22 protein-coding genes are annotated in these 26,924 nt (G+C 71.9%); 7 read left to right on the top strand and 15 right to left on the bottom strand.

Annotated elements, in window-relative coordinates; all coding sequences use genetic code 11:
- Positions 1-76 precede the first annotated feature (76 nt).
- From ACZ4Z2_RS33865 to ACZ4Z2_RS33875, 3 genes are read left to right on the top strand one after another with little or no spacing between them, the layout of a single operon-like run.
- Positions 77-865, top strand: coding sequence for a vWA domain-containing protein (locus ACZ4Z2_RS33865; protein ID WP_468081291.1), 789 nt, complete (start codon positions 77-79; stop codon positions 863-865).
- Positions 862-1,647, top strand: coding sequence for a PP2C family serine/threonine-protein phosphatase (locus tag ACZ4Z2_RS33870; RefSeq protein ID WP_468081292.1), 786 nt, complete (start codon positions 862-864; stop codon positions 1,645-1,647). Before ACZ4Z2_RS33865 ends, ACZ4Z2_RS33870 begins: the two co-directional genes overlap by 4 nt.
- On the top strand, positions 1,644-3,254 hold the full coding sequence (locus ACZ4Z2_RS33875) for a hypothetical protein (protein ID WP_468081293.1): 1,611 nt from the start codon (positions 1,644-1,646) through the stop codon (positions 3,252-3,254). Before ACZ4Z2_RS33870 ends, ACZ4Z2_RS33875 begins: the two co-directional genes overlap by 4 nt.
- Positions 3,255-3,347: 93 nt before the next feature.
- Here ACZ4Z2_RS33875 and ACZ4Z2_RS33880 read toward each other — a convergent pair whose 3' ends face one another.
- The 3 genes from ACZ4Z2_RS33880 to ACZ4Z2_RS33890 all read right to left on the bottom strand — a co-directional run bounded on the left by ACZ4Z2_RS33880 (position 3,348) and on the right by ACZ4Z2_RS33890 (position 7,677).
- On the bottom strand, positions 3,348-3,539 hold the full coding sequence (locus ACZ4Z2_RS33880) for an acyl-CoA carboxylase epsilon subunit (protein ID WP_468081295.1): 192 nt from the start codon (positions 3,537-3,539) through the stop codon (positions 3,348-3,350).
- Between the two features lie 57 nt (positions 3,540-3,596).
- On the bottom strand, positions 3,597-5,180 hold the full coding sequence (locus ACZ4Z2_RS33885; RefSeq protein ID WP_468081296.1) for an acyl-CoA carboxylase subunit beta: 1,584 nt from the start codon (positions 5,178-5,180) through the stop codon (positions 3,597-3,599).
- A 160-nt stretch (positions 5,181-5,340) separates the two neighbouring features.
- Complete coding sequence (locus ACZ4Z2_RS33890; protein ID WP_468081298.1) at positions 5,341-7,677, bottom strand: polysaccharide lyase 8 family protein; 2,337 nt, start codon at positions 7,675-7,677, stop codon at positions 5,341-5,343.
- Positions 7,678-7,819: 142 nt separating this feature from the next.
- Here ACZ4Z2_RS33890 and ACZ4Z2_RS33895 point away from each other — a divergent pair, with 142 nt between their 5' ends.
- Positions 7,820-8,440: a YceI family protein gene (locus tag ACZ4Z2_RS33895; RefSeq protein ID WP_468081300.1), complete on the top strand. Its 621-nt coding sequence runs from the start codon at positions 7,820-7,822 to the stop codon at positions 8,438-8,440.
- Between the two features lie 257 nt (positions 8,441-8,697).
- Complete coding sequence (locus ACZ4Z2_RS33900) at positions 8,698-9,483, top strand: S1 family peptidase (RefSeq protein ID WP_468081302.1); 786 nt, start codon at positions 8,698-8,700, stop codon at positions 9,481-9,483.
- A gap of 96 nt (positions 9,484-9,579) precedes the next feature.
- On the opposite strand, the gene ACZ4Z2_RS33905 is transcribed toward ACZ4Z2_RS33900, so the two are convergent.
- From ACZ4Z2_RS33905 to ACZ4Z2_RS33945, 9 genes are all read right to left on the bottom strand, one after another.
- Entirely contained in the window at positions 9,580-10,995 is a 1,416-nt protein-coding gene (locus tag ACZ4Z2_RS33905) for a hypothetical protein (RefSeq protein ID WP_468081303.1), read from the bottom strand.
- 282 nt (positions 10,996-11,277) lie between these two features.
- Positions 11,278-12,882 (bottom strand): citramalate synthase, encoded by a 1,605-nt coding sequence (cimA, locus tag ACZ4Z2_RS33910; protein ID WP_468081305.1) that lies wholly within the window; start codon positions 12,880-12,882, stop codon positions 11,278-11,280.
- A gap of 330 nt (positions 12,883-13,212) precedes the next feature.
- The gene (locus ACZ4Z2_RS33915; protein WP_468081321.1) at positions 13,213-13,749 is read right to left on the bottom strand and encodes a TetR/AcrR family transcriptional regulator; all 537 of its coding nucleotides are present in this window, start codon (positions 13,747-13,749) and stop codon (positions 13,213-13,215) included.
- A 50-nt stretch (positions 13,750-13,799) separates the two neighbouring features.
- On the bottom strand, positions 13,800-14,318 hold the full coding sequence (locus tag ACZ4Z2_RS33920) for a hypothetical protein (RefSeq protein WP_468081306.1): 519 nt from the start codon (positions 14,316-14,318) through the stop codon (positions 13,800-13,802).
- A 10-nt stretch (positions 14,319-14,328) separates the two neighbouring features.
- The gene (locus ACZ4Z2_RS33925) at positions 14,329-15,375 is read right to left on the bottom strand and encodes an agmatine deiminase family protein (protein ID WP_468081307.1); all 1,047 of its coding nucleotides are present in this window, start codon (positions 15,373-15,375) and stop codon (positions 14,329-14,331) included.
- Positions 15,376-15,387: 12 nt separating this feature from the next.
- Positions 15,388-17,106: an urease subunit alpha gene (locus tag ACZ4Z2_RS33930; RefSeq protein WP_468081308.1), complete on the bottom strand. Its 1,719-nt coding sequence runs from the start codon at positions 17,104-17,106 to the stop codon at positions 15,388-15,390.
- Positions 17,103-17,783 carry an urease subunit gamma gene (gene ureA, locus ACZ4Z2_RS33935; protein ID WP_468081309.1) on the bottom strand — a complete coding sequence of 227 codons (681 nt, stop codon included), beginning with the start codon at positions 17,781-17,783 and terminating at the stop codon, positions 17,103-17,105. Before ureA ends, ACZ4Z2_RS33930 begins: the two co-directional genes overlap by 4 nt.
- Before the next feature lie 188 nt (positions 17,784-17,971).
- The gene (locus tag ACZ4Z2_RS33940; protein ID WP_468081311.1) at positions 17,972-19,060 is read right to left on the bottom strand and encodes a branched-chain amino acid aminotransferase; all 1,089 of its coding nucleotides are present in this window, start codon (positions 19,058-19,060) and stop codon (positions 17,972-17,974) included.
- Between the two features lie 316 nt (positions 19,061-19,376).
- Positions 19,377-20,420 carry a 3-isopropylmalate dehydrogenase gene (locus tag ACZ4Z2_RS33945; protein WP_468081312.1) on the bottom strand — a complete coding sequence of 348 codons (1,044 nt, stop codon included), beginning with the start codon at positions 20,418-20,420 and terminating at the stop codon, positions 19,377-19,379.
- Between the two features lie 144 nt (positions 20,421-20,564).
- Between ACZ4Z2_RS33945 and ACZ4Z2_RS33950 the strand changes: the two genes are divergently transcribed.
- Positions 20,565-22,163, top strand: a complete 1,599-nt coding sequence (locus tag ACZ4Z2_RS33950; protein ID WP_468081314.1) for a purple acid phosphatase family protein — start codon at positions 20,565-20,567, stop codon at positions 22,161-22,163.
- 60 nt (positions 22,164-22,223) lie between these two features.
- On the opposite strand, the gene ACZ4Z2_RS33955 is transcribed toward ACZ4Z2_RS33950, so the two are convergent.
- The 3 genes from ACZ4Z2_RS33955 to ACZ4Z2_RS33965 all read right to left on the bottom strand — a co-directional run bounded on the left by ACZ4Z2_RS33955 (position 22,224) and on the right by ACZ4Z2_RS33965 (position 25,451).
- Positions 22,224-22,355: a hypothetical protein gene (locus tag ACZ4Z2_RS33955; protein ID WP_005479955.1), complete on the bottom strand. Its 132-nt coding sequence runs from the start codon at positions 22,353-22,355 to the stop codon at positions 22,224-22,226.
- 366 nt (positions 22,356-22,721) lie between these two features.
- Positions 22,722-24,353, bottom strand: coding sequence for an L-glutamate gamma-semialdehyde dehydrogenase (gene pruA, locus ACZ4Z2_RS33960; protein WP_468081316.1), 1,632 nt, complete (start codon positions 24,351-24,353; stop codon positions 22,722-22,724).
- 171 nt (positions 24,354-24,524) lie between these two features.
- Positions 24,525-25,451 carry a proline dehydrogenase family protein gene (locus ACZ4Z2_RS33965; protein WP_468081317.1) on the bottom strand — a complete coding sequence of 309 codons (927 nt, stop codon included), beginning with the start codon at positions 25,449-25,451 and terminating at the stop codon, positions 24,525-24,527.
- Between the two features lie 128 nt (positions 25,452-25,579).
- Between ACZ4Z2_RS33965 and ACZ4Z2_RS33970 the strand changes: the two genes are divergently transcribed.
- Positions 25,580-26,782 carry a PucR family transcriptional regulator gene (locus ACZ4Z2_RS33970; protein ID WP_468081319.1) on the top strand — a complete coding sequence of 401 codons (1,203 nt, stop codon included), beginning with the start codon at positions 25,580-25,582 and terminating at the stop codon, positions 26,780-26,782.
- Positions 26,783-26,924 lie beyond the last annotated feature (142 nt).

The following is a 26,924-nucleotide window of genomic DNA, read 5'->3' on the forward strand; positions in this document are numbered from 1 at the left end:
CCGCCACCGAGCCCCTCGGTCCTCCTCCCCCCTTGTCCCCCACCGTCCTGTCCTTCCACAGCACCACGGAGAAGCCGTGACTCACAATCCTGGTTCCGACGAGGCCCAACTGCCCGTTCCCTACACGGGTTTCGAGTTCGACAGCGCCCAACGGCTGCCGCTGCTGCTCTGCCTGGACGCCTCCAGTTCACTCGCCAACAAGGGCGCCATCAACGCTCTCAACACGGCACTGACCTCCTGGGCCGAGAGCCTGGTGGACGACATGGCGCTCAGCGCCGCCGTGGACGTGGCCATGATCACCTTCGGGGGCCCGGAGCACATCACGGTGTGGCAGGGCGACGTACCGCTCGGCAGGACCGCGCCGGTGTGGCCGCACAGCCCGTTCGTCCCGGCCCACGAGTTCCGTCCGCCCCACCTGCGCGCGCACGGGGTGACCCTGCTGGACCGGGCCCTGCGCCTGGCGATGGACGTGGTCGCCGACTACAAGGCGGGACTGCGCACCTCGGGACTGACGTACTACCGGCCGCAGATCTGCGTCGTCACGGACGGGTACCCCAGCAATGAGCGCGGTCAGTTCTCGCACGCCTACCGTGATCTGCTGCCCGAGCTGCGCAAGGCCGAGGAGGAGCGCCGGTTCCGCCTGTTCGCGGTGGGGGTCGGGGAACGGCACAGCGGCGCGGAGGCGGTGCTGGAGGAACTCGCGCCGAACTACCACGCCTGGCTGGACGGGTTCCCGTTCAAGGAACTGCTCGCCGCGATGTCGCACAGCGCCCGCGCCGCTCAGGGCGGCGCCGCCGAGGCGGAGTTCCAGGAGATCTTCGCCCGGCTCAAGAGCAGGCGCGGCGGCGGGCAGGTGCCGGCGTGAGCGCCGCCGCCGGCTGGCGGGTGCACGGCACGAGCGTGATCGGTTACCGGCATCTCCAGGACCGGCTGCCGTGCCAGGACGCGCTGGACCACCGGCACACCGCGACGGGCCTGGTGCTGGCGGTGGCGGACGGGGCGGGCAGCGCCTCGCGTTCCGAGGAGGGCTCCCGGCGGGTGGTGGCGCTCGCGGTGGACGCGTTCACGGCGGTGGCGACGCCCTGGGCGGACCGCCCGGACGTCTACGCCCGCAAGAAGGAGCTGATCGATGCCTTCCAGCGGGTCCGGAAGACGTTCCTGGGGTGGTGCGGCGGCGCCCCCGCCCCGTACGCGACGACGCTGACGGTGGCGGTCCTGGCCGAGGGCTGGCTCGGGCAACTGTCCATCGGTGACGGGCTGGTGCTGCTGCGGACCGACGGGGGCGGGGCCCGGGGCTCGTACCATCTGCTGCCCCGCCCCCACGTCCGCAGCGAGTACGCGAACGAGACGGTGTTCGTGGGCTCACCGGGCGCGGTGGACCACGTCCGGGTGGACTGCGTGCGGGACGCAGGCATCGACGGGGTGCTGCTGTCCACGGACGGGCTGACCAACGCGCTGCTGAAGCGCACCCCGGCCGGCCCGCCGCTGCCGCACGACGCGTTCGTGGGCCATCTCTTCGAGCGGCTCGGCCACCCCTCGTACGACCGCGACGAGGAGGAACGGTGGCTGGCCGCCTTCCTGTCCTCGGACCAGATCACCAGGGTGACCGGTGACGACAAGACTCTTCTGTGGGCGATCCGCACATGACGACGACAGACGACGGCAGCCATGACATCACCGCTCTGGTGCTCGGCGACGGCACACCGGTCGTACGCGACGGGCAGCCGCTCGGGGAAGGCGGGTACGGCGACGTGTGGGCGTTGCGCGAACGTCCCGACCTCGCCGCGAAGATCTACAAACGCTCGCCGGACGAAGCCCAGTTGCGCCGGCTCACGGCCATGCTGCGGGCCCGGCCCCTGGCGGAGGAGGAGCTCCAACCGGGCCAGCCGCCGCTGCTGGCGTGGCCGACGGACCTCATCGAGTCGGGGGGACGGCCGGTCGGCTACGGCATGCCGCGGCTGGAGCCGTCGGCGCACACCCCGCTCAAGGGCCTGCTCCAGAAGCATGTGCGGCTGCACCGCCTGGACGGCGCCACCGACTGGAGGTTCCTGCTCGGGGTGGCCGCGAACCTGGCGTACATGACGGCCCGGCTGCATGTCGAGGGCTTCGTGGTGGGTGACCTGTCCAGCGCGAACGCGGTGGCGGACCGCAGCGGTTACATCACCCTGCTCGACTGCGACTCGTTCGCGTTCAAGGACGCGCTGACGGGCGAGGACTTCGGCTCCGACGCCTTCACGGACGACTACGCCTGTCCCGAGCGCCACAACGGGACGCAGCCGACCCGGCACTCGGACGACTTCGCCCTCGCGGTCCTCGTCTACCAGTTGCTCACCGCGGGGAACCATCCCTTCGACGGCGCCCCGAAGTACGGCGCGGAGGAGTCCACGCGGAAGGACAACATCCTCACCGGCACGTCCTTCCTGGTGCATCCCGATCGCGTGGTGCTGCCCGCCCAACTGCTGTCGTCCGAGGTGGTGCCGCCGGCGGTGCTCCGGTTGGCGAGGGCCACGTTCGGGCCGGGGCTGCGGGAGCCGGCGCGCCGGCCGTCCTCGGCGGCGTGGCTGGCCGCGCTCGACGACGTCCGCGAGGACGTGGCCCAGTGCTCCCGGGTCCCGGCGCACTCCTACGGTGGTCATCTCGACGCGTGTCCGTGGTGCCGCCGGCTCGCGGAGGGGCAGTCCGATCCGTTCACCCGTTCGCCCGGCCGGGCCGGTGCGGCGGGGGCGTCGTCCGCGTCGGCCTCCGCGAACGGGTCCGCCTCCCGGTCGCGGCCCGTCTCGTCACCCGCCGGGCGATCCCGTACGGGGCCTTCCGGCGCGGCGGCGTCCACGTCCGCCCGGTCCCGGCACACGGCGGCCGGTAGCCCCTCGTCCACGAGTCAGGCAGCGGCCGCGGGCAAGGCATCGGCCGGACCGCGTTCCGCCGGACCGCGTTCCGCCGGACCGGGTTCCCCTGCGCAGGGTTCCGCCGGGCCGTCGGGCCACTCCTCCACGGGCCGCTCCTCCACGGGACCCTCCCCCGCAGGCGCGACGCGCAACGGGACGGGACCGTCCGGCTCGGCCCAGGCCGCCGCGCCCCCGCCCTCTCCGCCCCCGCCGCCCACCAGGTCCAAGTCCGGCACGGCCCCGAACCCCGGCCCCGGCGTCGGCGCCGGGAAGGGCGACTCCCTCGCCTTGGCCGTCGCCTGCGGCACGCTGCTGGTGGCGCTCGCCGTTCTGGGGCTGATCGTCTGGGGCGTCGTCGCGGTGTTCTGACCGGGCACGGAACCGCGGGCCGGGGACGCCGAAGAGGACCGGAACACCCATCAGGGCGTTCCGGTCCTCTTCGGTGACGGCGGTCGGAGCCGCTCAGCGCCAGCTGTGCGGGGCCCGGAAGCCGGGTTCGCGCTCCAGGCGGCGCCAACCGGCGCGGGCGCGGCCGCGGTGGACGGGGGTCTCGGCGGGCCGGGCGGCCGCGCGGGCGAGGAGCAGCGCGGTGATCGCGGCCACTTCCTCGGGTTCGGCGTGGCCCTTCTCGACGCGAATGTCAGGCAGCTTCATGGATGTCAGTCTCCGTGGAAGAGGTTTCCGCAGGGGTACCGCGACGGAACCGGCGGGTTACTGCGGCGGGTTGCCGTGCTTGCGGGAGGGCAGGTCGGCGTGCTTCGTGTGGAGCATCGCCAGGGAGCGGATCAGCACCGAACGGGTGTCCGCGGGGTCGATGACGTCGTCCACGAGACCGCGCTCGGCCGCGTAGTAGGGGTGCATCAGCTCGGCCTTGTACTCCTTGACCATCCGGACGCGCATCGCCTCGGGGTCCTCTGCCTCGGCGATCTGCCGGCGGAAGATGACGTTGGCGGCTCCCTCGGCGCCCATCACCGCGATCTCGTTGGTGGGCCAGGCGTAGGTGAGGTCGGCACCGATGGACTGGCTGTCCATGACGATGTACGCACCTCCGTAGGCCTTCCGAAGGATCAGGGAGATCCTCGGCACGGTCGCGTTGCAGTAGGCGTACAGGAGCTTCGCGCCGTGGCGGATGATTCCACCGTGCTCCTGGTCTACACCAGGGAGGAAGCCGGGGACGTCCAGAAGAGTGACGATCGGGATGTTGAAGGCGTCGCACATCTGCACGAAGCGCGCGGCCTTCTCGCTGGCCTCGATGTCGAGGACGCCCGCGAGCGTCTGCGGCTGGTTGGCCACGATGCCGACCACCTGGCCGTCGAGCCGGCCGAGGGCGCAGATGATGTTGCGGGCCCAGCGCTCGTGGACCTCCAGGTAGTCGCCGTCGTCGACGATCTCCTCGATGACCTTGGCCATGTCGTACGGCCGGTTGCCGTCGGCGGGGACCAGGTCGAGGAGGACGTCGCTGCGGCGGTCGACCGGGTCGGACGCCTCCACGCGCGGGGGGTTCTCGCGGTTGTTCTGCGGGAGCATCGACAGGAGGTAGCGCACCTCGGCGATGCACGTCTCCTCGTCGTCGTACGCGAAGTGCGCGACACCGCTGGTCTCGGCGTGCACGTCCGCGCCGCCGAGTCCGTTCTGGGTGATCTCCTCGCCGGTGACGGCCTTGACGACGTCCGGGCCGGTGATGAACATCTGCGAGGTATCGCGGACCATGAACACGAAGTCGGTCAGGGCGGGGCTGTAGGCCGCGCCGCCCGCGCAGGGGCCGAGCATCACGCTGATCTGCGGGATGACCCCGGAGGCCCTGGTGTTGCGCTGGAAGATGCCGCCGTAGCCGGCGAGGGCGGAGACGCCCTCCTGGATACGGGCGCCGGCGCCGTCGTTGAGGGAGACCAGCGGGGCACCGGCCGCGATGGCCATGTCCATGATCTTGTGGATCTTGGTGGCGTGAGCCTCACCGAGGGCGCCGCCGAAGATACGGAAGTCATGGGCGTAGACGAAGACCGTGCGGCCCTCCACCGTGCCCCAGCCGGTGACGACACCGTCGGTGTACGGCTTCTTGGCCTCCAGACCGAAGCCGGTGGCCCGGTGCCGGCGCAGCTGCTCGACCTCGTTGAAGGAGCCCGGGTCCAGCAGCAGCTCGATCCGCTCCCGCGAGGTCAGCTTGCCCTTGGCGTGCTGCGCCTCGGTCGCCTTCTCGCTCGGGCCGGCGATCGCCTGCGCACGGATCTCGTGCAGTTCGGCCACTCGCCCGCGCGCGTCCGTCGGCTCACCCAGCGCCTCATCCAAAACGGTCATGTAGTGACCTTACGAAGTCGAACAAGAAAACCGGGCCGTTGACTCCGTACAGTCTCCGGCGCGTTTTCCTGGTACCCCTGAACAGAACTGTTCCGGCATGCAGCCGACCCGACTGCTCAGGGGTGTGCGGCTTGTCAGGGTTCCACAAACGCGGGGGGCCTCAGGCGAGAGTCACGTCACAGGTGTGGGTGGCGCAGGCGGTGCCGGGGGTCACGCGGAGCCGTACGCGGCGTCCTGTCGCCTCCAGCACCTCGACGGAGTCGTCGGCCCGGGACACCGAGCGGACCGGGCCGTTCCAGGTGATCTCGACCGGCTCGCCGGTGCGCGGCGGTTCGCTCACGCAGAGGGTGGCGGTGCGGCCCCGGCGCCGGACCAGGACGCTCGTGGCGGCCGAGACGGTGAGCGGTCCGGCCCTGCCCGCCGTCCAGAAGTTCGCCGCCGTCAGGCCGAGTGCGGCGACGTGGACCGCCTGGCGCGCGCGGTCGTTGGCGAGGACGGACAACCAGCGCCGGTCGGCGGCGCGGGCGGCGACGGCGCGGCGGGACGCCCCGGGCATGAGGACGTAGACGTAGGCGGCGTCGGTGGGGTCGGTGCCGTGGTCCAGCCAGAGGGTCTGCCAGCGCCGGGTGCGGCGTTCGGTGGTGCCGCCGGTGTTGATGTCGGACCAGGCGCCGGTGCGGTCCTCGCGGAGGGTGCGCAGGTCCGCCCGTGTGCGGTCGGGCAGGACCCAGCCGCCGTGGCCCGCCAGGTGGGCCCAGCCGGGGCCCCGGACGAGGGCGGGGGACGGGCCGGCGTCGGGGTGCCCCAGGTTGCGGTTGTCGACGACGGTCTCGACGGGGACGCCGTCCGCGCAGCTGATGCCCGCGCCGAGGCAGATGACGGAGTCGTCGACGCAGAACCACGACTTGTGTGCCCGGAGGGTGGAGCCGAGCCCCTTGAGGTGCTGGCCGATCGCCGCGTACTCGCCGTCGGTGGTCCCGCCGACCCATCGCACGGCCGGCTTCGGCGCGCCCCATTCGCCGCCCTCCTGGTCGGCGAGGCGCTTGGTGGAGACGGTCGTGCCGGGGAGCCGGTACCAGTCGACGGTCGGCCAGAACCAGTCGGTGTACTGATCGGACCGGGCGCTGTGTCCTGTGGGCCACCACAGGGTCATACCGGCCCCGGTGTGCCAGCCGCGCGGGTTCTCGCCGTTGCCGCACTCGTAGTGGGCGATGCGGTCGGAGGCCATGGCGAGGGCGGCCACGAAGCCGGGGCGGCGGTGGACGGCCCGGTCCATGGCGGCGAAGAGGCGGTGGCCGACGGGGTCGGGCGCGGGCGGTGCCGGGGACGCCGCGACGGCGTGGAGCCGGGCGAGGTCCGCGACCCCGAACTGTCCGGCGGTGAGGATCGGCGTCACCGTGTCGCGCTCGATCCACCCCTTGAGACGGGCGTGCCAGCGTTCGCGCTCGGCCGGGCCCGCGCCCAGCGCCAGGAGGGCGATCGCCGCGATCAGCGCCTGCCCGTGGAAGTGGTCGCCGCGCAGCAGGTGCCGGTCGTCGCTCTTCAGGAGGCCGCGGCTGATGGCCCGGCCGTTGACGGTGTCCATGACGAGGCCGTCGTGGACGAGGGGGGCGTACGCCCGCTCGACGCTGTCGAGGACGATCCGCCGGCCGGGGTCGGTGACCTGCCAGGAGGACCCGGCCAGCAGGGCGAACAGCCGCCCCAGCCCGTCGAGCATCACCTGCCCGTACGTCCCCGAGTAGGCGACCCAGGTGTGCTGTACGAAGGAGCCGTCGGCGTAGAGCCCGTCCCCCTGGGTGACGTACGGGAAGACGGGCGAGAGGGCGTCGCGGGCGAGGGCGATCTTCTCGGGGGCCCGGCCGAGGATGCCGCGCAGGGCGACGGAGCGGCAGAGGTCGACCCGGTTGGCGCCGGTGGAGGTGCCGGTGTACTCGCGCAGCATCGCGTCCGGGATGAAGTGGTCGATCGCCGCGCAGGCGGCGGCCGTCCGGGCGGGCGTCAGCTCGTCATGGAGGGCCGCGACGATGTCCGTCAGCAGGCGGGGGCTGCCGATCTGCCACTCCCACCAGTTGCCGTAGCGGGTGGTCGAGGGGTGGTAGACGGTCGCGGAGAGATGGTCGAGGCCGCGCACCGTGTCCGCGAGGAGGGCGGTGTCGCCCGTGGAGCCGGTGCCCGGCTGGGCGTACGCCTGGGTCATCGTCCACAGCCGCGCGTAGCTCTGGGTGATGCCGGCGGGCGGGTCGAAGGGGCGGTCGGGCCAGAGGGAGCGGGAGGCGGGCGCCATGGTCGCACGGAAGCCCCGGGCCAGGTCGCCGGTCTCGCGGAGGCGGGAGGCGTAGGGCTCGGCGGCGGGGTCGTAGCCGGTGCCGAGGGAGAGGGAGAGCCAGCGGTGACGGAGGGCCGCGAACTCGTCGGCCGCGTGCGCCGGAGTGGGGGTGGGGGTCGCCGCCAGGGTCGCGGCGAGGAGGAACGCACGGCGTGTGGGGGTCATGCCCATGCCGTATCACCACCGCGACGACAGATCAACGTTGCGTGACGTGATGATCACCCACTCGACACGGTTGAAAGTTGAACGGAATAGGACTACGGTGGAGCGTGTTCAGTTGAACATTGAACAACCTCACCTCAAGGAGCACGTCATGAGCATCTTCGGCCGCAAGAACGACACCACCGCCACCGAGACCGCCGTGGCGACCGCCTCTCCGGTGAACCCCGAGCTGGCCGCGCTGACCGGCGACTACACGATCGACCCGTCCCACACCACCATCGGCTTCGTGGCCCGGCACGCCATGGTCACCAACGTCAAGGGCGGGTTCCTCGACTTCTCCGGCTCGCTGCACCTCGACGGCACGGACCCGTCCCGCTCCACCGCCTCCATCGACGTCAAGATGGACAGCATCGACACCGGCAACGCCGACCGGGACGGCCACCTGAAGAGCGCGGACTTCTTCAAGACGGACGAGTTCCCGACGATGACCTTCCGCTCCACCTCCGCGGAGGCCCTCGGCGGCGACGACTACCGCATCACGGGCGACCTCTCCATCCTCGGCACCACCAAGCCGCTCACCATCGACCTGGAGTTCAACGGCGCCGCCAAGGACCCCTTCGGCAACGAGCGCGTCGGCTTCGAGGGCAAGGCGGAGATCCTGCGCTCCGAGTGGGGCCTCACGTGGAACGCCGCGCTCGAGACGCGTGGCGTGCTGGTCTCCGACAAGATCAAGCTGCGCTTCGACATCTCGGCGATCCGCAACGCCGAGTGACCCGGGCGCGGGAGAGCGACGAGGGCCGGCCGGCCACAACGGCCGGCCCTCCTCCATGTCGGCGACAGGAAGAACCTGGCTGGTTCGTACCTCTTGTGCGAGGGGTTGCGGCGTTCTCATAATCCAGCAACCGAAATTGATTTGAGCATGCCAGCTTGCAGCACCCCCAGGTGCTGTCCGATTTGGCATGCTCTCGTCAAGTCTGGGTTCGGTTGCACGAGTCCCCGCATGTCTGACCCCCCACGGAAGGCATCACCTTGAAGCGACTCATCACCGCCCTGAAGAGATGCGCCGCCGTCGGCGCCGCCGCGCTCGCGATCGCCAGCCTCCAGCCGGTCTCGGCGGCCCAGGCCGCCCCGTCACCGGTCATAGGCGGCACACGGGCGGCACAGGGCGAGTTCCCGTTCATGGTCCGGTTGTCGATGGGCTGTGGCGGCGCGCTCTACACACAGCAGATCGTCCTCACCGCCGCGCACTGTGTCGGCGCGACCGGGAACAACACGAGCATCACCGCCACCGCCGGTGTCGTGGACCTCCAGAGCACCAGCGGGCGGGTCCAGGTCCGCTCGACCAAGGTGTACCGGGCCCCCGGCTACAACGGCACGGGCAAGGACTGGGCGCTCATCAAGCTCGCCCAGCCGATCAACCTGCCGACCCTGAAGATCGCCACCAACACCCAGTACAACAGCGGTGACTTCACCGTCGCCGGCTGGGGAGCGGCTCGCGAGGGCGGGCCCCAGCAGCGCTATCTGCTCAAGGCGACGGTCCCGTTCATCAGTGACGCGACCTGCCGCGCCTACGGCGGCCTCTACAGCGGCCTCGTCGCCGGCGAGGAGATCTGCGCCGGCTTCGCCGCGGGTGGCGTCGACACCTGCCAGGGCGACTCCGGCGGTCCGATGTTCCGCCGCGACAACGCCGGCGCCTGGATCCAGGTCGGCATCGTCAGCTGGGGCGAGGGCTGTGCCCGGCCCAACGCGCCCGGTGTCTACACCGAGGTCTCGACCTTCGCCTCCCAGATAGCGTCGGCCGCCGCCACGCTCTGACCGGCGCTCCGGCACCGCTCGGTACGACGTCCACGGGCCCGGCGCGGGGAGCGCCGGGCCCGTGCCCGTGGCAGGGCGTGGTGCCGGGCGCGGCGTTCAGAAGCCGCCGCCGAAGTCCCCGCCGCCTCCGAAGTCCCCGCCGCCTCCGAAGTCACCGCCACCTCCGAAGTCACCGCCACCTCCGAAGTCACCGCCGCCGAAGCCGCCGGAGAAGTCGTCGGTGTTGAAGTCGCCACCGGAGATGTCACCGCCCTCGTAGCCGCCGGACGCGGCGAAGTCGCCGTATCCGGCGCCGTAGACGGCCGCGTAGGAAGGGGTGGCCATCATGCTGCCGAGCATCGTGCCGACGAGCAGGCCCGGGAGGATGCCGCCGCCGAAGTAGCCGCCCGCCCAGGGGCCGTAGGCGGGGCCCGCGTCCCAGTAGGGGCGGCGGGCGCCGGAGACCGTCTCCACCTCGCGGACCAGGGGCTCCTGGCCGTCCGCCAGTCGGGCCTGGTCCGCCGCGCACACCGGGACCTCGCGGGAGGCGCCGCCCAGCGGCGGGGTCCACAGGACGTCGGCGACCGACGGGCCGTGGCGGGGGTCGAAGAAGCAGGGGGCACGGCGTTCGGGGAGCGGACGGCCCTCCCGTCGGGCGGCCAGCAGGGCGAGGGAGAAGCGGCCGTCCTCCAGCGCCTGGGTGACCGCGCGGACGTCCTCCGGGCGGGTGGCCGCCGCCATCAGCGACTTCGCCTGCTCGTAGGCGTCGAGGGCGCGCTCGTAGTCGGCGCGCATCGCGTCGTCCGCGCCCGCCTCGGCGGGGTGGAAGTCCAGCCGGTCGAGTTCCTCGCCGAAGGCGGTGATGTCCTCGTCGACCACCACGCGCAGCTTCTCCAGGGCCGCCCGGCGTTCCGCCTCCTCCCGGCGGCGCCGACGGCGGACCAGGGCGTACGCGCCGGCGCCGCCCGCGGCCACCACCGCGCCGGCGGCGGCCAGGGCACCGACGTCCACGCCCACGTCGCCACCGCCGCCGCTCCAGCCGGCCGGGGCCGTGCCGCCGGGGTTGCTGCGCAGGGCGGCGTCGACGAAGTCGTTGAGCTGGGCCTTGGTGTCGCCCGCGCCCTGTGCCGACGTGACCAGGTTGGAGACGGTACGGGCGCTCAGGACGCTGGTGTCGGCCCGCGCGTCGAAGCGGTCGCCGAGGCGGATGGCGTAGACGCCGGCGATCCCGGTCTCGGTGCGCAGGTTGTGGAAGAGGTCCTCGGTGGGGTAGCCCGCCGGGAGGACCGCCACGAGGATCGGCTCGTCCGCGTCCACGATCTTGTCGGCGAGCGCCTCGGCGTCCGACGCGGACAGCAGGCCGGAGGCGGCCGGGTCGACGTAGACGGGGCTCTCGCGCAGGGACGCGGCCACCGTCGAGAGGTCCGCGGCCGCGCGGGCGCCCGGCGCGCCGACCGTCAGCACCGCCAGGGCGGCGGCGACGAGCGGCACGATCAGGAGACGGGTCAGAAGCCGGACCGGTGCGCCCTTCATACCTTCGAAGCTACCTCGGTCACCGGCGAAACGGACGCCTGGACCACCCCGAAACGGAACCGGAGGGTTCGGCTCCCGCAGCTCCCGTCGGCGGCGGGACGCGGCATCCCGGATGGACACGGCCCCGAGGGCCCGGCTCTCATCGACGGCCCGCGCGCGACACCCCGGATGGAGACGCCCCCGAAAACCCGATGCCCGCCGACGACCGGGCGCTGCCTCCCGGGTGGACGGAGACCGCACCCCGGTCCCCCGAGGGACGCGGGGCGCGGCCTCGCGTCGTCGTTACTCCGCCGGGTCGACCCCGGCCCGGAGCAGGCCGTACGTGTAGGCGTCCTCCAGGGCCTGCCAGGAGGCGGCGATGACGTTCTCGGCGACGCCCACCGTGGACCACTCGCCGGCGCCGTCGCTGGTGGAGATCAGCACGCGGGTCGTGGAGTTGGTGCCGTGCTTGCCCTCCAGGATGCGGACCTTGTAGTCGACCAGCTCCAGCTTGGCGAGCTGGGGGTAGATCCGCTCCAGGGCGACGCGCAGGGCGCGGTCGAGGGCGTTGACCGGGCCGTTGCCCTCGGCGGTGGCGACGATGCGCTCGCTCTTGGCCCACAGCTTGACGGTGGCCTCGTTGGCGTGGCTGCCGTCGGGGCGGTCCTCCACGATCGCGCGCCAGGACTCGGTGGTGAAGTAGCGCAGCGGCTTGCCGGCCACCTCCTCGCGGAGCAGCAGCTCGAACGACGCGTCCGCCGCCTCGTACGTGTATCCCTTGAGTTCGCGCTCCTTGACCCGCTCGACGACCCGGCCGATCAGCTCACGGTCACCGCCGAGGTCGACGCCCAGCTCCTTGCCCTTGAGCTCGATGGAGGCGCGGCCCGCCATGTCGGAGACCAGCATCCGCATGGTGTTGCCGACCTGCTCGGGGTCGATGTGCTGGTACAGGTCGGGGTCGACCTTGATGGCGGAGGCGTGCAGGCCCGCCTTGTGCGCGAAGGCGGAGACACCCACGTACGGCTGATGCGTGGAGGGCGTCAGGTTGACGACCTCGGCGATCGCGTGGGAGATGCGGGTCATCTCGCGCAGGGCCCCGTCGGGGAGGACCTTCTTGCCGTACTTCAGCTCCAGGGCCGCGACGACCGGGAACAGGTTGGAGTTGCCGACGCGCTCGCCGTAGCCGTTGGCGGTGCACTGGACGTGGGTCGCGCCCGCGTCGACGGCGGCGAGGGTGTTGGCGACCGCGCAGCCGGTGTCGTCCTGGGCGTGGATGCCGAGCCGGGCACCGGTGTCGGCGAGGACGGTGGAGACGACGGCCTGGACCTGGGCGGGGAGCATGCCGCCGTTGGTGTCGCAGAGGATCACGACGTCGGCGCCGGCCTCGGCGGCGGTGCGGACGACGGACTTGGCGTACTCGGGGTTGGCGCGGTAGCCGTCGAAGAAGTGCTCGCAGTCGACGAAGACCCGGCGGCCCTGCTCCCGCAGGTGGGAGACGGTGTCGCGGACCATCTCCAGGTTCTCCTCCAGGGTGGTGCGCAGCGCCAGCTCCACATGGCGGTCGTGGGACTTGGCGACGAGGGTGATGACCGGCGCGCCGGAGTCGAGGAGCGCCTTGACCTGGGGGTCCTCGCTGGCTCTGCCGCCGGCGCGGCGGGTGGCGCCGAACGCGACGAGCTGGGCGTGCTTGAAGTCGATCTCCTTCAGGGCGCGGGCGAAGAACTCGGTGTCCCTCGGGTTGGCGCCCGGCCAGCCGCCCTCGATGAAGCCCACTCCGAAGTCGTCCAGGTGCCGAGCGATGGCCAGCTTGTCGGCGACGGTGAGGTTGATGCCCTCACGCTGGGCGCCGTCGCGCAGGGTGGTGTCGAAGACGTGGAACGAGTCGTCGAGCTCGCTGGTTTCCGTCATGGTGTTCGGCTCCTGATGTCGGATCTCGGTCTGTACCGGAATGACCGGCTCCACCGTCCTCCCATCATCCCGCGCGCTGCGTTCCCGGCTGGGGGTGGGCCAGAAAAGCGAAAAACCTCTCGCGGGTGCGAGAGGTCTGCGCGCGGGTCGAGGACGACGGTGTCCGCCCGTACGTGGTCGTACGTGGCGGTCACTGCGGACCGGCGCGCCTGCTGCCAATAATCATGGCGAACGAGAGCACGGCGGCAGTCTGGCACAGACCGTGCCCGTGCTCACCCTCCGTCTCAGGATGCGAACAGCGCGGAGGGGGCACGTGGTCGTGCGCCGGGTTCATCCCAGTGCCTCGTCCAGGAACTCCCGTGCGTGGGACAGGATCCGGTCGCGGTCGGCCCCGCGCAGCCCGATGGCCACGTTGATGGAGAAGCCGTCGAGCAGGGCGCGCAGCCGGGTGGCGAACCGGTCGGGGTCGACGGTGCGGAACTCGCCGCGCGACATGCCCTCCGCGAGCAGCGCCACCAGGTCCCGGTGCCAGGCGCCCTCGATGGCGGCCTGGCGGTCGCGGGCCTCGTCGTCGGCGTTCTGCGAGCGGTTCCAGACCTCCAGCCAGAGCGTCCAGTGGGGGTCGCGGTGGCCGTCGGGGACGTACAGGTCGACGTACGCGTCGAGCCGTTCGCGGGCCGGGGCGGTCCGGGTGAGGAGCCGGGCGCGCTCGGCGCCGAGCCGGCCCTCGCTCCACTCCAGGGTCCGCAGCAGGAGCTCGTCCTTGGAGTGGAAGTAGTAGAGGAGGTGGCCGCTGCTCATGCCGACCTCGCGGCCGAGGGCCGCCATGGTGAGCTTCTCCAGACCCCGCTCGGCGATCATGGCCATGGCGGCGCCGAGGACCTCCTCGCGGGGCGGGGCGGTGTTGCGGCGGCGGGTCACGGGGCGGCCACGCGGACGGCGTCGGGCAGGAAGTGGGTCTCGTAGGGGCCGGTGCAGCCGGCGAACAGCGTCGCGACCACCGCGCCGCACCCTCCGCACAGCTCGTTGGGCCCCGAGCGTCCCACCTCGCAGCATCCGGACTCCCGCACGGCCGGGTCGGGGGACAGGTACCGCCGGGTGTCCTCGGGGTGCACCACCAGGGTGCCGCGCGGCCCGGCGGACATCAGGCAGCCCGGCCCGTCGGGGTCCAGGGTCACCGCGTTGCCGGGGTGGGCGACGTCCATCCACTCGGGATCGGGGTGCGGAACGTACGGTGCCCCGCACGGCAGCGGATCCACCGCGTACGTCCCCAGCGGCACCGTCGACGGGGCGCCCCGCGAGCCGTCGGCGTTCTTCCGCCCGTCGTACTGCGGACATGCGGGCACCTCGGGCAGCAGGCGCAGCGGCCCGGTGAGGGGCCGGTCGCAGGCGGCGCAGCGCAGGACGTGGGCGGGTGCGCTCGGTGGTGTGGTCATCCGTACGTTTCTACCGGACGCCGGCCCTGGGCTGCTGCTGGGTGACGCAATGGATGCCGCCCCCGCCGGCGAAGATCGTGCGGGCGTCGACCAGGGTGACCGTGCGGTCGGGGAACAGCCGGCGGAAGATCGCGGCGGCTTCCTCGTCGCGGGGGTCGTCGAAGGCGCAGAGGACGACCCCTCCGTTGCACAGGTAGTGGTTGATGTAGGAGTGGTCGGCCCAGCGGCCGTCCGCCTCCAGTTCGGTCGGCGCGGGGATCTCGACGACCTCCAGGGGCCGCCCGTGCGCGTCGGTCCGGGCCCGCAGCAGTCCGATGATCTCCTTGGTGATCTCGTGGTCGGGGTGGGCGGGGTCCGGCTGGGAGTGGGCGACGACCACGCCGGGGCGCGCGAACGCGGCGACGATGTCGACGTGGCCGAGGGTGCCGTAGCCGCCGGGCGGATAGTCGCCGGTGAGGCCGCGCGGCAGCCAGATCGCCTTGCGGGTGCCGAGCTGGGCGTGGATCTCCGCCTCGACCTCCTGGCGGGTCCAGCCGGGGTTGCGTTCGGGCCCGAGCTGCACGGTCTCCGTGAGCAGGACGGTGCCCTCGCCGTCGACGTGGATCGCGCCGCCCTCGTTGACGAGCGTCGAGGCGTACGTCCGCGCCCCGGCGAGGTCGGCCACGTGCGCGGCGATCCTCGCGTCGTGCTCCCAACGGGCCCAGGGCTGGGCGCCCCAGCCGTTGAACCGCCAGTCCACGGCGGCCAGTCGGCCCCGGCCGTCGGTCAGGAACGTGGGCCCGATGTCCCGCATCCAGGCGTCGTCGAGGTCGCGTTCGACGGTGTCGACGCCGGGTCCGAGCAGGGCCGCGGCCTCGGCGGCCTGCCCCGGTCCGCACACCACGGTCACCGGTTCGAAGCGGCGGACGGCGCGGGCGACCGAGGCCCAGGCGGTGCGGGCGGCGGCGAGGTCGTCGGGGTCGTCGAAGGTGGGGTTGGGGCCGGGCCACGCCATCCAGGTGCGCTCGTGCGGGGCCCATTCGGGGGGCATGCGGAAACCGTCGGCGGCAGCGGACATCGACAGGGCCTCTCAGAGGAAGTACAGCCGGTTGAGGGAGACGGAGTCGGCCGGCTGCGAGCGCAGCGGCTCGCCGTCCAGGGTGACCAGGCCGGTGCGCTGGTCCACGTCGACCGATCCCGTACGGGAGTTGCGGATCAGGTCGGCGGGGCCGATGCCCCGGGTGCCGCGCACGGCGACCCTGCGGCGGCGGGTCGGCAGCAGGTCGGCGCCCGCGTCGAGCGCGGCGCGCGCCACGAACGCGACGGAGAGGTCGGCGGCCGTGGCCCCGTGCGCCCCGAACTGCGGTCCCAGCACGAGGGGTTCGCAGGCGTCGGTGGCCGCGTTCGGGTCGCCGACGACGCCGTACGCCGGGAAGCCCGACTTCAGCACCAGCTGGGGTTTGGCGCCGAAGTACTCGGGGCGCCAGAGCACGATGTCGGCGAGCTTGCCGACCTCCAGGGAGCCGATCTCGTGGGCGAGGCCGTGCGCGATGGCCGGGTTGACGGTGAGCTTGGCGATGTAGCGCAGGACGCGCTCGTTGTCGTGGTCGTCGGGGGCGCCCGACTCGGCCTTCATCTTCCCGGCCATGGCGAAGGTCCGGCGCACGGTCTCCCCCGCGCGCCCCATGCCCTGCGCGTCGGAGGAGGTGATGCCGATGGCGCCCAGGTCGTGCAGCACGTCCTCGGCACCCATGGTCCCGGCGCGGATGCGGTCGCGGGCCAGGGCGGCGTCGCCGGGCAGGTCCGTCTTGAGGCCGTGGGCGGAGACGATCATCCGGTAGTGCTCGGCGACGGCGTCCCGCCCGAAGGGCAGCGTGGGGTTGGTGGAGGAGCCGATGACGTTCGGCACCCCGGCCATCTTCAGGACGTTGGGCACATGGCCGCCGCCGCAGCCCTCGATGTGGAAGGCGTGGATCGTCCGGCCCTCCAGCACGCGCAGGGTGTCCTCGACCGACAGGCACTCGTTCAACCCGTCGCTGTGCAGGGCCACCTGGACGTCGTGCTCCTCGGCGACGCGCAACGCCGTGTCCAGCGCCCGGGAGTGGGCGCCCATGTCCTCGTGCACCTTGAAGCCGGAGGCGCCGCCCTCGGCGAGGGCCCCGACCAGCGGGGCCTCGTGGGACGACGAACCCCGGCCGAGGAAACCGATGTTGACCGGCCAGGCGTCGAACGCGCCGAAGGCGTGCCGCAGCGCCCATGGCGAGTTGACCCCGACGCCCCACACCGGCCCGAACTCCTGCCCGATGATCGTGGTCACCCCGGACGCCAGCGATGCCTCCATGATCCGCGGCGACAGCAGATGGACATGCGTGTCCACGGCCCCGGCGGTGGCGATGAGGCCCTCGCCGGAGACGATGGACGTGCCCGTGCCGACCACGACGTCGACCCCGTCGAGGGTGTCCGGGTTCCCTGCGCGCCCGACGGCGTGGATGCGCCCCTCCCGGATGCCGATCGACACCTTTCGTACGCCCAGCACCGCGTCGATCACCACGACGTTGCTGATGACCACGTCGCAGGTCTCGCGGACCGCCGCCGCCTTGAGGTGCAGCCCGTCCCGCGCGGTCTTGCCGAAGCCGGCGAGGAACTCGTCGCCGTACCGCTGGGCGTCGGACTCCACGCGGATCACCAGGCCCGAGTCGCCGAGCCGCAGCCGGTCTCCCGCGCGGGGGCCGTGGGTGGCGGCGTACGCGTACGGATCGACCGGGGTGGCCGCCGGGGTGCCGGCCGGGTCGCCGGTGGTCGGGGTCATCGCGCGGCTCCCAGGTATCCGCAGGCGGCGGCCCTGCGCAGGGCCTCTTCCTTCGCTCCGGGCGCGTCGAGGGGGCCGTCGACGAGTCCCGCGAAGCCGATGGCGATCCGCTCGCCCCCGATGGGGAGCAGTCCCACCTCGACGCTCTCCCCCGGCCCGAACCGCACCGACGACCCGGCGGGCACGGCCAGCCGCATCCCGTATGTCTCGGCCCGCGCGAAGTCCAGGCGCGGGTTGGCCTCGAAGAAGTGGAAGTGGGAGGTGACGGAGACGGGCACGGTGGCCGTGTTGGTCACCGTCAGCCGCACGACCGCCCCGGGTTCCGTGTGCGCGGGCCCCGGCAGCAGCGCGCCCGGCGCCCGCTCGCCGAGACCGCCGCCGAACGGGTCCACGACCACCGCGAGCCGTGAGCCGTCGTCGAAGACCGCCTCGACCTGCACCTCGGTGACGACGTCCGCGACCCCGGGCAGGACGTCGTCCGGCCCGAGCACCGCCCGCGCCCGTGCGATCGCCTCGTCGAGCCTCGCCCCGTCCCGCGCGGCCTCGCAGACGGTGTCCGCGACGAGCGCGGTCGCCTCGGGCACGTTCAGCCGCAGGCCGCGCGCCCGCCGGGCCCGCGCCAGCTCCGCGGCGCCGAAGAGCAGCAGGCGGTCGCGCTCGGTGGGGGTGAGTCGCATGGGCGGCGCCTCCTGGGACCGGAAGAATTAGAGCGTCACTCTAAACTCAGGACACAGGATGAGGGAAGGTCGCGGTAGGGGCTTTCGACGACTGTTTGAGTGATATTCAAAAACCGGGGCCGGAATGCGAAAGGGGCCGCCGCGGACGCGTGGTCCGTGGCGGCCCCTCAGCCGAGCCGGTGTGGGTGTCAGGCGAGGATGTGCATCCAGCCGTGCTTGTCCTCGACCGTGCCGCGCTGGATGTCCAGCAGCGCCTCACGGAGCTTGAGGGTGACGGGGCCGGGCTCGCCGCCGGACTGCTGCCAGGCGGCGCCGGTGCGCTTGACCGTGCCGACGGGCGTGATGACCGCGGCGGTGCCGCAGGCGAAGACCTCGGTGAGGGCGCCGCTCTCGGAGTCGGCCTGCCACTGGTAGATGGAGATCCGGCCCTCCTCGGCGGCGTAGCCGAGGTCGGCGGCGACGGTCAGCAGGGAGTCACGGGTGACGCCCTCCAGGATCGAGCCGGTGAGGGAGGGGGTGACGATGCGGTCGCCGTACACGAAGTACAGGTTCATGCCGCCGAGTTCCTCGACCCACTTGCGCTCGACCGCGTCGAGGTAGCAGACCTGGGCGCAGCCCTCGGCGGCCGCCTCGGCCTGGGCCAGCAGGGACGCGGCGTAGTTGCCGCCGGTCTTGGCGTCGCCCATGCCGCCGGGGACGGCGCGGACGTGGTCCTCGGAGACCCAGATGGAGACGGGCTTGACGCCGCCGGGGAAGTAGGCGCCGGCCGGGGAGGCGATGACCAGGAAGAGGTACTCGTTGGCCGGCTTCACGCCCAGGCCGACCTCGGTGGCGATCATGAAGGGGCGCAGGTAGAGGGATTCCTCGCCGCCGTGCGCGGGCACCCACGCCTTGTCCTGCTGGACCAGCAGGTCGCACGCCTCGATGAACGTCTCCACCGGCAGCTCCGGCATCGCCAGGCGCCGGGCGGACTTCTGGAAGCGCCGGGCGTTCATCTCCGGGCGGAACGTGGCCACGGAGCCGTCGGGCCGGCGGTACGCCTTGAGCCCCTCGAAGATCTCCTGCGCGTAGTGCAGGGTCATGTTCGCGGGGTCGAGGGAGAGCGGGCCGTACGGCACGAGCTGCCCGTCGTGCCAGCCGCGGCCCTCGGTCCACTTGATCGTCACCATGTGGTCGGTGAAGTGGCGGCCGAAGCCGGGGTTGGCCAGGATCGCCTCGCGCTCGGCATCCGAGAGCGGATGGGCGGACGGCTTCAGCTCGATCGTGGGCGTCGTCATGAGTGATGTCCTTCACCGGTTGTGTGTGACGGGCCGCGCTCACGTCCCGGACTGCCAGTGGCCAGTGTGAGGACGTCCGAGCATTCCCTCATGCCGCGGCACCTCGTTCGATTATCGCCCGGCGGGGGGCGTGGACGAAACGTGGTGACCGTGGACGAAAACGGTGCGCTGCGGCCCAGGGGTTGATGGTGACACCCGGCGGAGGCATGCGGAAGCCGCCGGGTGCGATGCGACCCGGCGGCTTTCGAAGGGCTCCCCCTGGTGGACCGGGGCCGCGGGGCTCCGGGTCCGGGGGAGGTTTCGAGTGCTCGGCGGGTCAGCCGGCTACTCGTACGGCGAGGGCGTCGCCGATCTCGTCCGTGCTGCGGGCGGGCTTGCCCACGCGCTCCGCGAGATCGGTGGAGACGGCCTCCTCGATGCGGGCGGCCTCGGCCTCGTAGCCGAGGTGGCGCAGGAGCAGGGCGACGGACAGGACCGTGGCGGACGGGTCGGCCTTGCCCTGGCCGGCGATGTCCGGGGCCGAGCCGTGCACGGGCTCGAACATGGACGGGAACTCGCCGGACGGGTTGATGTTCCCGGAGGCGGCGACGCCGATGCCGCCGGAGACGGCCGCGGCGAGGTCGGTGATGATGTCGCCGAAGAGGTTGTCCGTGACGATCACGTCGAAGCGGCCGGGGTCGGTGACCAGGTAGATGGTCGCGGCGTCGACGTGGATGTAGTCGGTGGTGACCTCGGGGAACTCCTCGGCCACCTTGTTGAAGATGTTGGTCCACAGGTGGCCCGCGAAGGTCAGCACGTTGTTCTTGTGGACCAGCGTGAGCTTCTTGCGGGGGCGGGCCTGGGCGCGGGCGAAGGCGTCGCGGACCACACGCTCGACACCGAAGGCCGTGTTCACGGAGACCTCGGTGGCGACCTCGTGCTCGGTGCCCTTGCGGATGGTGCCGCCGTTGCCGGTGTACGGGCCCTCGGTGCCCTCGCGGACCACGACGAAGTCGATCTCCGGCTGGCCGGCGAGCGGGGTGGCGACGCCCGGCAGCAGCTTCGACGGACGCAGGTTCACATGGTGGTCGAAGGCGAAGCGGAGCTTGAGCAGGAAGCCGCGCTCCAGGACGCCGGAGGGGACGCTCGGGTCGCCGATCGCGCCCAGCAGGATCGCGTCGTGCTGCTTCAGCGCGTCGAGGTCGGCGTCGGTGAGGGTCTCACCGGTGGCGTGGTAGCGCTTGGCGCCGAAGTCGTACTCCTTGGTCTCCAGCTTCACATCCTGCGGAAGGACGGCGGAGAGGACCTTGAGACCCTGGGCCACGACTTCCTGACCGATGCCGTCACCGGGGATCACTGCGAGATTGAGGCTGCGAGACATGTGCGGCACCGTACTCCTTGTCCCACGGGATGACACGGGCTGTCCGCGATATGGACGCGCCCGGGTGACCTCGGCACCGATCCGTTGACCGGCGTTCACCCGTGTGTTTGCCGGGAGTTGGCCTCTGCTGGGAAGTTGCCGAGCATGACTGCGCCATCCAGGGGGACGCCCCCCGGTCTCCCCACGCCCGATGTCGGCATCCCCGAGCGGCTGGCCCGCCGTCTCAGCATGCCGGAACAGTACGAGTACCTGCGCGCCAAGCTGACACGGCGGCGCACGCTGGTGACCGCGGGGGCGGTGGCCGGCGGTCTGCTGACCGGCTGCTCCGGCTCGGACTCGACGACCGGGCGCTCCCCCTCACCCTCCGCGACGGCCACCGGGCGGGTGCCGGCCTCGGCCGTCGTGCCCTTCGGGCGCCATCTCGCCTTCGGCGCCGACCCGAAGACGCAGATGCGGATCTCCTGGCAGCTGCCGGCGGCCGTGAAGAAGCCCTTCGTGCGGGTGGGGCTGCGCCCCGAGGACCTGAGCCGGCGCATCGACGCCGAGATCCGCGACCTGTACACCCCCGAACTCGAGGGCGTGCGCCCGGCGTTCGAGCAGTACTACGTACACGCGGCCCTGGACGGTCTGCGGCCCGGCACCACGTACTACTACGGCGTGGGCCACGAGGGCTTCGACCCGGCCGCGCCGGCCCACCGCAGGACGATCACCGCCTTCCGTACGGCGCCCGCGCGTCCGGAACGGTTCGTGTTCACCGCCTTCGGCGACCAGGGCGTCAGCAAGGACGCGCTGGCCAACGACCATGTGCTGCTGCGGGAGAGCCCCGCCTTCCATCTCCACGCGGGCGACCTCTGCTACGCGGACACCACGGGCCACGGGGAGAAGTCGGACTCCTACGACCCCGGCTTCTGGGACCTGTTCCTCAAGCAGAACGAGCTGGTCGCGAAGTCGGTGCCGTGGATGGTGACGACCGGCAACCACGACATGGAGGCGTGGTACTCACCGGACGGGTACGGCGGCCAGGTGGCCCGCTGGTCGCTCCCGGACAGCGGTTTCGACCCGCGCGGGGCGCCGGGCGTGTACTCGTTCGTCTACGGCAACGTCGGCGTGGTCGCGCTCGACGCGAACGACGTCTCGTACGAGATCCCGGCCAACCTCGGCCACACGGACGGCCGTCAGACGAAATGGCTCGACAAGCGGCTCCGTGAGCTGCGCGCCGACCGGACGGTCGACTTCGTCGTGGTCTACTTCCACCACTGCGCGTACTCCACCTCGCGCCACGCCTCCGACGGTGGCGTGCGCGCGGAGTGGGTGCCGCTGTTCGCCGAGCACCAGGTGGACCTGGTGATCAACGGGCACAACCACGCGTACGAGCGGACCGACGCCATCAAGAACGGCGAGGTCGGCAAGCCGGTGCCGATCGGCGGTTCCACCGACCCGACACGCGACGGGATCGTCTACGTCACGGCGGGCGGGGGCGGCAAGGAGCTGTACGCCTTCCCCCCGGGCGTGGAGGACAGCTACGAGGGCAAGGTCCGCGACCTCGACTCGATCGAGTCCTTCCGGTGGACGAAGTCCAAGGACCGCAGGACGGAGGTCGTGGAGTGGTCCCGCGTCCGCTACACCGGCTTCTCGTTCCTGTCGGTGGAGGCGGAGGCGGGTCCGAGGCCCCGGCTCAAGGTGTCGGCGCTCGCCCAGGACGGCAGCCGCGTCGACCACTTCGAGGTGCGGCGCGGCGCGTGAGCCGAGCCCCATGGCCCTGCCGCACCCCGGACGGGTGCGGCTCCCGGCTGGTGGGGCGGCTCAGTGCCCGGTGGAGCCGCCGTTGTCCCTGCGGTCGAGGGCGCGCTGGAGGGCTGCGGCGGCGTTCTTGCGGTCGGACTCGGTGGTCCGGGAGACGTGGCGGACTCGGCGGCGGACGGTCGTCTCGGCCATGGGGAATCGACTCCTTCGAGGCATTCCGGAGTACAGAAGCGGAGGGCTGTGAGACTCCCCCACTGCCCAAAGGGCGTACTAAAGGGCGTGGGAGGTGCCCCCAGATGGGCCGGGGAGCGGGGCCGCAGGGGTTGCCTGCCTAGGGCCTCCGGCTCACGACCGCCATTCGCTGGGTCGAGCGAGACGTTCGGCTCCTACAAAGCTAAGTGAGGCCGGGGCATCTGTCTCCACAATTAATCGGACTTCCTACTATCTGAGACGGTGGATTGGGTCACACCGCGCTGACCTGCGCTTTCTCTCCACAGCACACCACCGCCCCATCCACCCTTCCGGGTGAATGGGGCGGTGTCCTCGGACAGGGGCCGGTCAGCCCATGTGCGGGTACGTGTAGTCCGTCGGCGGGACCAGCGTCTCCTTGATGGCACGGGTCAGGGTCCAGCGCATCAGGTTCTGCGGGGCGCCCGCCTTGTCGTTCGTGCCGGAGGCACGACCGCCGCCGAACGGCTGCTGGCCGACGACCGCGCCGGTGGACTTGTCGTTGATGTAGAAGTTGCCGGCGGCGTAGCGGAGCTTGTCCATGGTGTACGCGGCGGCCGCGCGGTCCCCGGCGATGACCGAGCCCGTGAGGGCGTAGTCGGAGACCGACTCCATCTGGGTCAGCATCTCGTCGTACTTGTCGTCCTCGTAGACGTGGACCGCGAGGAACGGGCCGAAGTACTCGGTGGTGAACACCTCGTGCTCCGGGTCGGCGCACTCGACGACGGTCGGGCGGACGAACCAGCCGACCGAGTCGTCGTAGGAGCCGCCCGCGACGATCGTGCACGCCGGGTCGGACTTGGCGCGGTCGATCGCGCTCGTGACCTTGGCGAAGGCGCGCTCGTCGATGACGGCGCCGATGAAGTTCGACAGGTCGGTGACGTCGCCCATGGTGAGGTAGTCGACCTCGGCGGCGAACTCCTCCTTGAAGCCGTCGTTCCAGATGGACGCCGGGATGTAGGCGCGGGAGGTCGCCGAGCACTTCTGGCCCTGGTACTCGAAGGCGCCCCGGGTGAGGGCCGTCTTCAGCACCGCGCGGTCGGCGCTCGGGTGGGCGACGACGAAGTCCTTGCCGCCGGTCTCGCCGACCAGACGCGGGTAGGAGCGGTACTTCTCGATGTTGGCGCCGACCGTCTTCCACAGGTACTGGAAGGTCTTCGTGGAGCCGGTGAAGTGGATGCCGGCGAGGTCGCGGTGGGCCAGGGCGACCTTCGAGACCTCGATGCCGTCCCCGGTGACGAGGTTGATGACGCCCTTGGGCAGCCCGGCCTCCTCCAGCAGCCGCATGAGCAGCACGGCGGCGTGGGTCTGGGTCGGGGACGGCTTCCAGACGACCACGTTGCCCATCAGCGCGGGCGCGGTGGGCAGGTTGCCCGCGATCGCCGTGAAGTTGAAGGGCGTGATCGCGTAGACGAAGCCCTCCAGCGGGCGGTGGTCGAGGCGGTTCCAGACGCCCGGGGAGTTCGCCGGGGGCTGCTCGGCGAGCAGGTCGCGGGCGTACTTGACGTTGAAGCGCCAGAAGTCGACCAGCTCGCAGGGGGTGTCGATCTCGGCCTGCTGGGCGGTCTTGGACTGGCCGAGCATGGTGGAGGCGGCCATCGTCTCGCGCCAGGGACCGGCGAGCAGGTCGGCGGCGCGCAGGATGATCGCGGCGCGGTCGTCGAAGGACATCGCGCGCCAGGCGGGCGCGGCGGCGAGGGCCGCGTCGATCGCGTCCTGGGCGTCCTGCTGGGTGGCGTTGGCGTACGTACCCAGGCGGGCCTTGTGGTTGTGCGGCTGCACGACGTCGAAGCGGTCGCCGCCGCCCATCCGCCGCTCGCCGCCGATGGTGCAGGGCAGGTCGATCGGGTTCTCGGCCAGCTCCTTCAGCTTGGCCTCCAGCCGGGCCCGCTCGGGCGAGCCGGGGGCGTAGCCGTGCACCGGCTCGTTGACGGGGGTGGGGACCTGGGTCACAGCGTCCATGGGTTCCGTAACTCCTTACTGAGCGGGCGGTTTTCGGGCTCAGCCCTTGCTGATCATCGAGCGGACGAAGAAGCGCAGGTTCGCCGGCTTCTCCGCCGGCCGTCGCATGCTGTGTTCTTCCGGGGGACAACCCCCGGACCCCCGGCAGAACCTCGCGGTGACTGTCATGACTCAGCCTCGGCTCAGCATGCTGCGGACGAAAAAGCGCAGATTGGCCGGCTTCTCCGCCAGCCGTCGCATGAAGTACCCGTACCAGTCGGTGCCGTAGGCGGTGTAGACGCGCATGCGGTGGCCCTCGGCGGCGAGCCGGTGGTGCTCGTCGGTGCGGATGCCGTACAGCATCTGGAACTCGTACTCGTCGAGCTTGCGCCCGGCGCGGTGGGCGAGTTCCTGGGCGATCGAGATGAGACGGGGGTCGTGGGACCCGATCATCGGGTACCCCTCGCCGTCCATGAGGATCTTCAGGGCGCGGACGTACGCCTTGTCGATCTCGGCCTTCTGCTGGTGGGCGACGGAGGCGGGCTCCTTGTAGGCGCCCTTCACCAGCCGCACCCGGCTGCCGTTCGCGGCGAGCCGGCGAGCGTCGGCCTCGGTGCGGAAGAGGTAGGCCTGGATGACGCAGCCGGTCTGGGGGAAGTCCCGGCGCAGCTCCTCGTGGATGGCGAACATCGAGTCGAGGGTGGTGTGGTCCTCCGCGTCGAGGGTGACGGTCGTGCCGATGGCGGCGGCGGCCTCGACGACGGGGCGCACGTTCGCGAGGGCCAGCTCGTGCCCGCCCTCCAGCGCCTGGCCGAACAGCGACAGCTTCACCGACATCTCGGCGCGTTCGCCCAGCTCCAGTTCGCCGAGCCGGTCGATCAGCTCCAGGTAGGCGTCCCGGGCGGCGGCGGCCTGCTCGGGACGGGTGATGTCCTCGCCGACGACGTCCATCGTCACTTCGAGGCCGGCGGCGGTGAGGTCCCGGATGACGGGGACGATGTCGTCGACGCCCTCTCCGGGGATGAAGCGGTCGACGACCTGCTTGGTCACGGGCGCGGCCGAGATCAGGCGTCGCATCCGGTCGCTGCGCGACGCGGCGAGAATCACGGGACCCAGCACGGGGCACCTCCACAAACCAGCAGATAGAACCACCGTGAAACCTAAGGATCCCCCCGTTCGCCGACCATCGACAGCTGTCACGCATCCGTGCCGCAGATCTCAGACAGATGTATGAAGGGCGCCGGGGGATGGGGGAGAATGCCCTCGTGACGCCGGACGCCGCATCGTTCCACCACGTGGGTGACTACCAGGAGCTCGTCGACGAGATCTCGGCGCTGCTCGGCGCCCCGGCGACGCTGGAGAACCGCGACTTCGAGCTGATCGCGTTCGGCGCGTACGACAGCGAGGGCGATCTCGACCCGTCGGCCCTGGACCCGGTCCGGACCCGGTCGATCCTGACCCGCCGCTCGACGGCGGCCGTGCGGGAGTGGTTCGAGGGCTTCGGCATCACCCGGGCGACCGCCCCCGTCCGCATCCCCCCGACCCCCGAGGCGGGCGTCCTGCGGGGCCGCGTCTGCCTCCCCGTACGCCACCGGGGTGTCGTCCTCGGCTACGTCTGGCTGCTGGACGGCGATCCCGGCCCCACCGACGCCCAGCTGTCCGCCGCCATGGCGGTCGCCTCGCGCATCGGCGCGCTTCTCGCGGACGAGGCGCAGGCGGGCGCCGACCTCACCCGTGAGCTGCGCGCGGTGCTCACGGCCGGGCCCGACTGGGAGCGGGACATGGCGGTGGCGGAGCTGCGCGCCGCCCTCGGCCCGCGCGGCGACGGCGTCCACACGGTGGTGTGCGTGGCCCCGTGGCCGTCGGCGGACCCGGACGACGCCCCGTCCTTCCGTACGGTGCCGGGGGCGACGGCGCTGTGCACGGTGCCGTGGGGGGCGGCCGGCCAGAGCCTCGCCCTGCTGGTGCGGCTGCGCTCGGCGGACGTCGCGGCGCCGGCGCTCACGGCGGCCGGCCGGCTGCTGGAGCGGGCGGGCGCGCGGGCGGCGGCCGGGGTCGCGGGCGCCCGTACGGGGCTCGGTGAGCTGGGTGCCGCGTGGCGGGAGGCGTCGGCGGCGGCCCGCGCGGTGCTGGCGGAGCCCCGCCTCGGTCCGGTCGCCGAGTGGCGTTCCATCGGCCCGTACCGCCTCCTGACCTCCCTGTCCCCGCAGACCCCCCAGGACCCGGCCGTCCGCGCGCTGCTGTCCCCCGCCCACCAGGAACTGGCCCGCACCGCCGAGACGTTCCTCGACTGCGCGGGCCAGGCGGGGCGCACGGCCGCGGAGTTGGGCATCCACCGCCAGACCCTCTACTACCGCCTCTCCCGCGTCGAACAACTCACGGGCCTCGACCTGGACGACGGCGAGGACCGACTCCTGCTGCACATGGCCCTGAAGGGCGCACGACTCTGAGGGGCGCACCGCTCTGAAGGCGCACCGCTCTGAGGGCACGGCAGGCCGCCTAGGTGTATTGATCACGAGCGTTGTTGACACTGGCGGGTCTTGAACATGGCGAAGACCTCCGATGTGGTGGAGCTGTCTAGGAACACACCGC

This window comes from Streptomyces sp. NPDC030183, from assembly GCF_055573455.1.

Excerpts from the sequence above, each read along its gene's own strand:
- ACZ4Z2_RS33920 (WP_468081306.1), bottom strand. The coding sequence starts at position 14,318 with ATGACCACACCACCGAGCGCACCCGCCCACGTCCTGCGCTGCGCCGCC.
- ACZ4Z2_RS33970 (WP_468081319.1), top strand. The coding sequence starts at position 25,580 with ATGGGGGAGAATGCCCTCGTGACGCCGGACGCCGCATCGTTCCACCAC.
- ACZ4Z2_RS33880 (WP_468081295.1), bottom strand. The coding sequence starts at position 3,539 with ATGAAGCTGCCTGACATTCGCGTCGAGAAGGGCCACGCCGAACCCGAG.
- ACZ4Z2_RS33930 (WP_468081308.1), bottom strand. The coding sequence starts at position 17,106 with ATGACCCCGACCACCGGCGACCCGGCCGGCACCCCGGCGGCCACCCCG.
- cimA (WP_468081305.1), bottom strand. The coding sequence starts at position 12,882 with ATGACGGAAACCAGCGAGCTCGACGACTCGTTCCACGTCTTCGACACC.
- ACZ4Z2_RS33905 (WP_468081303.1), bottom strand. The coding sequence starts at position 10,995 with ATGAAGGGCGCACCGGTCCGGCTTCTGACCCGTCTCCTGATCGTGCCG.
- ACZ4Z2_RS33875 (WP_468081293.1), top strand. The coding sequence starts at position 1,644 with ATGACGACGACAGACGACGGCAGCCATGACATCACCGCTCTGGTGCTC.
- ACZ4Z2_RS33955 (WP_005479955.1), bottom strand. The coding sequence starts at position 22,355 with ATGGCCGAGACGACCGTCCGCCGCCGAGTCCGCCACGTCTCCCGGACC.
- ACZ4Z2_RS33945 (WP_468081312.1), bottom strand. The coding sequence starts at position 20,420 with ATGTCTCGCAGCCTCAATCTCGCAGTGATCCCCGGTGACGGCATCGGT.
- ureA (WP_468081309.1), bottom strand. The coding sequence starts at position 17,783 with ATGCGACTCACCCCCACCGAGCGCGACCGCCTGCTGCTCTTCGGCGCC.
- ACZ4Z2_RS33940 (WP_468081311.1), bottom strand. The coding sequence starts at position 19,060 with ATGACGACGCCCACGATCGAGCTGAAGCCGTCCGCCCATCCGCTCTCG.
- ACZ4Z2_RS33895 (WP_468081300.1), top strand. The coding sequence starts at position 7,820 with ATGAGCATCTTCGGCCGCAAGAACGACACCACCGCCACCGAGACCGCC.
- ACZ4Z2_RS33925 (WP_468081307.1), bottom strand. The coding sequence starts at position 15,375 with ATGTCCGCTGCCGCCGACGGTTTCCGCATGCCCCCCGAATGGGCCCCG.
- ACZ4Z2_RS33885 (WP_468081296.1), bottom strand. The coding sequence starts at position 5,180 with ATGACCGTTTTGGATGAGGCGCTGGGTGAGCCGACGGACGCGCGCGGG.
- ACZ4Z2_RS33950 (WP_468081314.1), top strand. The coding sequence starts at position 20,565 with ATGACTGCGCCATCCAGGGGGACGCCCCCCGGTCTCCCCACGCCCGAT.
- ACZ4Z2_RS33890 (WP_468081298.1), bottom strand. The coding sequence starts at position 7,677 with ATGGGCATGACCCCCACACGCCGTGCGTTCCTCCTCGCCGCGACCCTG.
- pruA (WP_468081316.1), bottom strand. The coding sequence starts at position 24,353 with ATGGACGCTGTGACCCAGGTCCCCACCCCCGTCAACGAGCCGGTGCAC.
- ACZ4Z2_RS33915 (WP_468081321.1), bottom strand. The coding sequence starts at position 13,749 with ATGGCCATGATCGCCGAGCGGGGTCTGGAGAAGCTCACCATGGCGGCC.